Source organism: Sulfuricaulis sp. (assembly GCF_041499725.1).
Classification (GTDB): Bacteria; Pseudomonadota; Gammaproteobacteria; order Acidiferrobacterales; family Sulfurifustaceae; genus Sulfuricaulis.
Genome location: NZ_JBGQKW010000110.1, coordinates 1 through 6871, shown reverse-complemented (window position 1 = coordinate 6871; position 6871 = coordinate 1). Strand labels below are relative to the sequence as shown.

Genomic DNA, 6871 nt, shown 5'->3' with positions numbered 1-6871 from the left:
CATTGAGGCTCGCAGACTCCACCGTTTCCAGCCGCTTCACACCCGAGAAGAAGTCTATCTCGCGCATGGGCTGATGCATTCACCGCCATGTCAGCGGGGAGGGAATTGCACCCTCTAGGCACAGATGCACGGTTGTCGGCTTTGAATCCTCGTGCCTCGTTCTAATGAGGCACAGGCGCACGATGAGTCCACGGATTGCTCCGCGTGACCCTTAGCGCACACCTGTTTGAGGACTCAACCTGGCGTGCGCCAGGGTTTGCTACCCGCGTGGTTGCTGCGGGTGATCCGAAAACGGGAGGACCGATTTTCGGATGGTCTATGCTCGTTTTATATTGCGCCGAACTAGCGCTTCGTGCCTAAGATGAGCGCACCGGGCCGTCAAGCCCAAGCCGACCCCTTCGGGTCGCACAAGGCGGCGATTCTATAGATTCCCGCCGGATTTGTACATCTATAGACCGGAAATCAGGCCCTTCCCGTGTAAAATCGGGCCCATGCGCGTACTCGGGATAGAAACCTCCTGCGATGACACCGGCGTAGCTCTCTATGATTCCGGCCAGGGCCTGCTGGCGCATCGGCTGTTTTCCCAGACCGAACTGCACCTCGACTACGGCGGGGTAGTGCCGGAACTGGCCGCACGCGACCACATCCGCAAGGCGCTGCCCCTGATCCGGGCAGTCATGCAGGAAGCCAAGACCCGTCCGGACCAGATTAACGGCATCGCCTATACCACCGGGCCGGGGCTGGCGGGAGCGCTGCTCGTGGGCGCGGCCCTGGGGCGATCACTCGCCCTTGCCTGGAATGTGCCCTGTGTCGGCATTCATCATATGGAAGGACATCTGCTCTCGCCCATGCTCGAACCCGACCCGCCGGCCTTTCCCTTCACCGCGCTGCTGGTCTCGGGCGGGCACACGCTGCTCGCCGACGTGCAGGCACTGGGCCGTTACACCATCCTGGGTGAATCCGTGGACGATGCCGTGGGCGAGGCCTTCGACAAAACCGCCAAACTGCTCGGCCTCGGTTATCCGGGCGGACCCGCCATCGCGCAGGCGGCGCTGGACGGCGATCCCAAGCGGTTTCAGTTTCCACGGCCCAAGACCGGCCGGCTCAAGACTCAGGGCGCGCATCCGGGACTCGATTTCAGTTTCAGCGGTCTGAAGACCGCGGTCGTCACCGCGGTGCAAAACCAGCCGCTGACGTCCCGGCTGGTCGCCGACATCGCCGCCTCGTTCGAAGAAGCCGCCGTGGATGTGCTGGCGATCAAGTGCGAGTGGGCGCTCGAGCAAACCGGTGCGAAGCAACTGGTGGTGGCCGGCGGGGTCAGCGCCAACCGGAAATTGCGCGAACGTCTGATACATCTTTCTGAAAAACTTGGCGTGCGCGTGTTTTTTCCACGGCCGGAATTCTCCACCGACAACGGCGCCATGATCGCCTACGCCGGATATCTGCGTCTGGCGGCGGGACAGCGCGAGCCCTTGTCTTTCGGCGCGCGGGCGCGTTGGCCTATCGAGGAAATCGGCGCGGCCAAAAACTGATTAACGCCCGATCTTATTTTCCGTGCCGGCGATGAGATTGCGGATGTTGGAGCGGTGCCTGAATATCAAAATCGCGCTCATGACGATCATGGTCGCCAGATAGGGAGTGCCCGGCGACAGCCATGCGACATACAGCGGCGCCGCCGCGGACGTGGTGAGCGCCGCCAGCGAGGAATAGCGGAACAGCAGCGCCATGAGCACCCAGGTGACGAGCAACGCCAGGCCCACCCAGGGATTGAGCGCGAACCACACACCCAGCGCCGTCGCCACTCCCTTGCCACCGCGGAAACCGAAGAACACCGGAAACAGGTGGCCGAGAAAGGCGGCGAAACCGCAGAGCGTGATGATCACGGCGTCGGCGGTCAGGGCGCGTGCGGCCAGCACCGGGATCGCCCCTTTCAGGATATCGCCCGCCAGTGTCAGCACCGCCGCCATCTTGCCGCCGTAGCGCAGGATGTTGGTCGCGCCGGGATTCTTCGAACCGACCTCGCGCGGATCCTGCAGGCCCATGACGCGGGCGATGACAACGGCGCTCGAAATCGAACCGAGCAAATAGGCCAGAACCGGAAGGGAGTAAAGCCACGTCATCTGAAGTTGGTCACGGAAGTTCGTAAAAGACAGTCACAGGTGTTTTCGTTATAGTGGCAATCCATGGATATTATCTACCTCCACGACCTCAAGATCGAGTGCATCATCGGTATCTGGGAGTGGGAACGCCGCGTCAAGCAGACCATTATCCTCGACCTCGACATGGCCGCGGACATCCGCCGTGCCGCGGCCACGGACCGCATCGACGATACGCTCAATTACAAGGCCGTGGCCAAGCGACTCATCGACTTCGTCGGTGGCTCGCAATTCCAGCTGGTCGAAACTCTGGCCGAGAAGGTCGCTGAAATTCTGCTCACCGAGTTCAAACTCAAGTGGGTACGTGTACGCGTCAACAAGAAAGGCGCCGTCCGCGGTGCCGGCGACGTGGGCATAATCATTGAACGCGGCGAGGCGTAAGTCTGTGCCGCGGGTGTATGTCGGGATCGGCAGCAACATCGACAGGGGAAACAGCATTCGCGGGGCGGTGCGCGAACTGGCGGCGCATTACGGCCCTCTCACCCTGTCCCCCGTGTATGAAAGCAAAGCCCACGGATTCGAGGGCGATAACTTCTACAACCTCGTGGCAGGTTTCGACGCCGCCGAACCGATCGAGCGCATCAAGGAAACACTTTCACACATCGAGTCACGCTTCGGGCGCAGCCGCCGGGAAAATCGTTTCAGCGCACGCGCTCTCGATCTCGACCTGCTGCTCTACGGCGATATCGTGCGGCATGACGGCCAGGTCAATCTGCCCCATCCGGACATCCAGCGTTACGCCTTCGTGCTGCGTCCGCTGGCGGACATCGCGCCGGATCTGCGGCACCCGGAAACGGGGCTCACCTGCGCCAGGATGTGGGAGCAGTTCGATTCAGGAAAACAGGAAATCTGGAAAACGGATTTTGATCCGCGGTCGTGATACGCCGATGCTTCCTACATCACCACCCAGCGTCCGCCGTCGACCGCCAGCACCTGACCGGTAATGAAACCGGCGTCGCGGATCAGGAACAGCGCCGTGCGCGCGACGTCGTCGGGTTCGCCGGAACGCTTGAGCGGCGTGCGCGATATGATGCGTTGCTTGGACATTTCGTCGAGGTCGCTCTCGGGCCAGAGGATGACTCCGGGGGCGATGGCGTTGACCCGGATCTCCGGCCCCAGTTCGCGCGCCAATGCCTTGGTAAGCATGATCACGCCGGCCTTGGCGACACTGTAGATGAGATAACCGATCAGCGGGCGGTCGCCATAAATATCCGCGATGTTGACGATACAGCCGCCGGTTTTACGGAGGTGCGGCACGGCCGCCTGCGCGAGAAAATACGGTGCCTTGAGGTTGGTGCCCACGATATCGTCCCACTGCGATTCGGTCACTTCGCCGACGGGGGTGGGATAAAAGCGCGAGGCATTGTTGATCAGCACGTCGAGACGATCGAAGGACTCGACGGTTTCGAACACCAGATTACGCGCCTGGCGCTCGCCGCTAGTGAGGTCCCCGCGCACCAGCATCACCGATTCCGGCCGGTTCTGGTGCAACTCCTCCTGCAGGGCGTGGGCGGCCTTTTCCGAGGTGTGATAATGAATCACGAGCTTCATGCCCTGGGCATGCAGCATGCGCGCCACGGCCGCACCGATGCGGTGCGCACCGCCCGTGATCAGAGCCACCTTGCCTTCGAGGGGGTTGTCGGCCATAAATGCAGCCCTACTTCGCTACGCTCGTTCGTCCTGCCATAAGATTACGCCTTGCTCGCTTCGCTCGTTCGTCTTGATCATAGAATATCCAGTATAGTTCCAGACTCGACACGATACCGGTTGCCCGTCCTTGCGCCAAGCCGCCCGATGAAATTGCCCGACCGCCATGGCCAGACGGCCAGTCCCGACCCACACGCCTTGCCGCCGCCGACCGCCGAGGAACAGGCGCACAGCACCAGGCTTCAGCAGCGCCTGCGCGAGGAAATTGCCGCCCGTGGAGGCTCCCTTTCCTTTGCGCGCTTCATGGAACTGGCGCTCTACGCTCCGGGACTGGGCTACTACGCGGTTGGCAAGCATAAATTCGGCGCGCCGGGCGACTTCATCACCGCCCCGGAAATGGGTTCGTTGTTCGCGCGCTGTCTCGCGCGACCGTGCCGGTCGATCCTGGCGCAACTCGGGGGCGGCGATATTCTGGAGGCCGGCGCCGGCAGCGGCGCGCTGGCGGCCGACCTGCTGCTCGAGCTGGAAGCACTGGGCCGTCTCCCGGAAAGTTATCTCATTCTCGAACTCAGCAACGAATTGCGCGATCGTCAGGCCGAGACGCTCCGGCGCAAGGTGCCGCATCTTCTGGAACACATTCGCTGGCTCGACACGCTGCCAGGCAGCTTCCACGGCATGGTGCTGGCGAACGAACTGCTCGATGCCATGCCGGTCGAGCGTTTCCGGATCGCGGAGGACGGCGTCCGGCAATTTCATGTCGCCTGGCAGAATGACCGCTTCTGCTGGCAGGAAAAACAAGCGGATGAAGCGATCCGGCGGCGCATCGAACCCCTCGCCTTGCCACCGGGCTACACCTCGGAAATCAATCTGCAGGCGGAGGCTTGGGTGCGCAGCGTCGCCGATATCCTGGAACAGGGCGTGATGCTGTTCGTCGATTACGGCTTTCCGCGTGCCGAGTTCTATCATCCGCAACGCACCGACGGCACGCTCATGTGCCACTACCGTCATCGCGCCCATGACGATCCGCTGACGCTCGTCGGTCTGCAGGACATCACGGCGCATGTCGATTTCACCGCCATCGCCGAAGCCGGAACCGAGACCGGTCTGTCGCTGCTCGGCTACTCTTCGCAGGCGGCATTTCTGATCGGTTGCGGACTGGAACAACTGATGTCGGCCTCGGACCCGGAAGATACGCGCGCGCATCTCGAACTCACGCAGCAGGTCAAGAAACTCACCTCGCCGCACGAGATGGGTGAACTGTATAAAGTCATCACCCTCGGGCGCGGCGTCCAGGATCCGTTCCTGGGGTTTGCGGACTATGACCGGCGCGGGCGACTCTGAATTGGACGTAACTAAAACAATGATTAAAACGATAGTCACCGACATCGAAGGAACCACCTCTTCGCTGTCCTTTGTGAAGGACGTGCTGTTCCCCTATTCGCGCGCGCGCATGGCGGAGTTCGTGCGCGCCCACGCGCAGGAACCCGCGGTGCGGCATGAACTGGATGAGGTGCAGCGGCTGAACGGGAAAAACCTGACTGAAGCGGAAGTTATTGAACAGCTCCTCCGCTGGATCGCCGAGGACAAGAAGATCACGCCGCTGAAGAGCTTGCAGGGCATGATCTGGGAAGACGGCTACAAAAAAGGCGACTTCAAGGGGCACATGTACGAAGACGCCGTGCGCCATCTGCAAAAATGGAAACAGGCCGGTATCCGGCTCTATGTCTTTTCCTCCGGCTCGGTCCAGGCCCAAAAACTACTGTTCGCGCACACCGGCTACGGTGACCTGACACCGTTGTTTTCAGGCTATTTCGACACGAATATCGGCAACAAGCGCGAGGCCGGTTCATACCGCAAGATCGCCGCGGCCATCGGCAGCGCACCCGATGACATCCTGTTTCTTTCCGACATACGGGAAGAACTCGACGCCGCACAGGCGGCGGGAATGCAAACCATTTGGCTGGTAAGGGATGGGGCTATCGATCCCAAGGCGGCACACCGGCAGGCCCGAAGTTTCGACGAAATTACGCTTTAAGTCGCCGCGCCCAGAGGTCGTGCTCGCCCGCGCGCGTGACGCGGACCTCGCAGAAATCACCCGGCTTAAGGTCGCGCGCGTTCTCGACGTACACCACCCCGTCAATCTCGGGCGCATCGGCGCTGGAACGGGCCACCGCCTGGCCTTCCTCGATGCTATCAACCAGCACCGTCAGGGTTTTCCCGACCTTGCGCTGCAATTTTTCCGCGGAAATTTCCGCCTGTAATTCCATGAAGCGCGCCAGGCGTTCCCGCTTCACTTCTTCCGGCACCGCGTCGGACAGCACATTGGCCGCGGCACCCTCCACGGGCGAGTAGGCGAAGCAACCCACGCGATCGAGCTGCGCCGCGCGCAGAAAATCGAGCAACTCTTCAAACTCCCGCTCGGTCTCACCCGGAAAACCGACGATGAAGGTGGAACGCAGCGTGATGTCGGGGCAGATGGCGCGCCAGTTTTCGATACGCGCCAGATTGTTCTCGGCACTCGCCGGACGCTTCATGAGCTTCAGTATCCGCGAACTCGCGTGCTGAAACGGCACGTCGAGATACGGCAGGATTTTCCCCTGCGCCATGAGCGGAATGATTTCATCCACGTGCGGATAGGGATAGACGTAATGCAACCGCACCCATACGCCCAGTTCACCCAGGGCGCGCGCGAGATCGGTCATGCGTGTTTTCACCGGCCGCCCCTGCCAGAAACCGGCGCGGTATTTCACGTCCACGCCGTAGGCGCTGGTGTCCTGCGAGATCACCAGCAGCTCTTTCACGCCCGCCTTGACCAGATTTTCCGCCTCCTGCATGACCTCACCAATGTCGCGGCTCACAAGATCGCCGCGCATCGAGGGAATGATGCAGAAAGTACAGCGATGATTGCAGCCCTCGGCAATCTTTAGATAGGCGTAGTGCCGTGGCGTGAGCTTGATCCCTTGCGCCGGCACGAGGTCGGTGTAGGGGTCATGCGGCTTTGGCAGGTGCGCGTGCACCGATCGCATGACTTCCTCGAGCGCGTGCGGACCGGTGACAGCCAGCACCTG

The 6871-nt window shown here is 61.7% G+C and carries 8 protein-coding genes; 5 read left to right on the top strand and 3 right to left on the bottom strand.

Features of this window, described 5'->3' with window-relative positions:
- The first annotated feature begins 491 nt into the window (after nucleotides 1–491).
- Entirely contained in the window at nucleotides 492–1532 is a 1041-nt protein-coding gene (gene tsaD / locus ACC569_RS13410) for a tRNA (adenosine(37)-N6)-threonylcarbamoyltransferase complex transferase subunit TsaD (protein WP_372524038.1), read from the top strand.
- Here tsaD and plsY read toward each other — a convergent pair whose 3' ends face one another.
- A complete protein-coding gene (gene plsY, locus ACC569_RS13405) occupies nucleotides 1533–2120 on the bottom strand; it encodes a glycerol-3-phosphate 1-O-acyltransferase PlsY (protein WP_372524037.1) in 588 nt (195 codons plus the stop codon).
- Nucleotides 2121–2183: 63 nt separating this feature from the next.
- Between plsY and folB the strand changes: the two genes are divergently transcribed.
- Nucleotides 2184–2537, top strand: a complete 354-nt coding sequence (gene folB / locus ACC569_RS13400) for a dihydroneopterin aldolase (protein ID WP_372524036.1) — start codon at nucleotides 2184–2186, stop codon at nucleotides 2535–2537.
- A 4-nt stretch (nucleotides 2538–2541) separates the two neighbouring features.
- Complete coding sequence (gene folK / locus ACC569_RS13395) at nucleotides 2542–3036, top strand: 2-amino-4-hydroxy-6-hydroxymethyldihydropteridine diphosphokinase (RefSeq protein WP_372524035.1); 495 nt, start codon at nucleotides 2542–2544, stop codon at nucleotides 3034–3036.
- 14 nt (nucleotides 3037–3050) lie between these two features.
- On the opposite strand, the gene ACC569_RS13390 is transcribed toward folK, so the two are convergent.
- The gene (locus tag ACC569_RS13390; protein ID WP_372524034.1) at nucleotides 3051–3803 is read right to left on the bottom strand and encodes a pteridine reductase; all 753 of its coding nucleotides are present in this window, start codon (nucleotides 3801–3803) and stop codon (nucleotides 3051–3053) included.
- A 147-nt stretch (nucleotides 3804–3950) separates the two neighbouring features.
- Here ACC569_RS13390 and ACC569_RS13385 point away from each other — a divergent pair, with 147 nt between their 5' ends.
- Nucleotides 3951–5144, top strand: coding sequence for a class I SAM-dependent methyltransferase (locus ACC569_RS13385; RefSeq protein ID WP_372524033.1), 1194 nt, complete (start codon nucleotides 3951–3953; stop codon nucleotides 5142–5144).
- Nucleotides 5145–5163: 19 nt separating this feature from the next.
- Nucleotides 5164–5838 (top strand): acireductone synthase, encoded by a 675-nt coding sequence (gene mtnC / locus ACC569_RS13380; protein WP_372524032.1) that lies wholly within the window; start codon nucleotides 5164–5166, stop codon nucleotides 5836–5838.
- On the opposite strand, the gene rimO is transcribed toward mtnC, so the two are convergent.
- The coding region (rimO, locus tag ACC569_RS13375; protein WP_372524031.1) for a 30S ribosomal protein S12 methylthiotransferase RimO at nucleotides 5828–6871 on the bottom strand (1044 nt) is incomplete at its 5' end. The two genes, mtnC and rimO, sit on opposite strands and share 11 nt — an antisense overlap.

What these genes read in the sequence shown, in the direction of transcription:
- tsaD (WP_372524038.1), top strand. Translation starts at nt 492, where the DNA reads ATGCGCGTACTCGGGATAGAAACCTCCTGCGATGACACCGGCGTAGCT.
- plsY (WP_372524037.1), bottom strand. Translation starts at nt 2,120, where the DNA reads ATGACGTGGCTTTACTCCCTTCCGGTTCTGGCCTATTTGCTCGGTTCG.
- folB (WP_372524036.1), top strand. Translation starts at nt 2,184, where the DNA reads ATGGATATTATCTACCTCCACGACCTCAAGATCGAGTGCATCATCGGT.
- ACC569_RS13390 (WP_372524034.1), bottom strand. Translation starts at nt 3,803, where the DNA reads ATGGCCGACAACCCCCTCGAAGGCAAGGTGGCTCTGATCACGGGCGGT.
- ACC569_RS13385 (WP_372524033.1), top strand. Translation starts at nt 3,951, where the DNA reads ATGAAATTGCCCGACCGCCATGGCCAGACGGCCAGTCCCGACCCACAC.
- mtnC (WP_372524032.1), top strand. Translation starts at nt 5,164, where the DNA reads ATGATTAAAACGATAGTCACCGACATCGAAGGAACCACCTCTTCGCTG.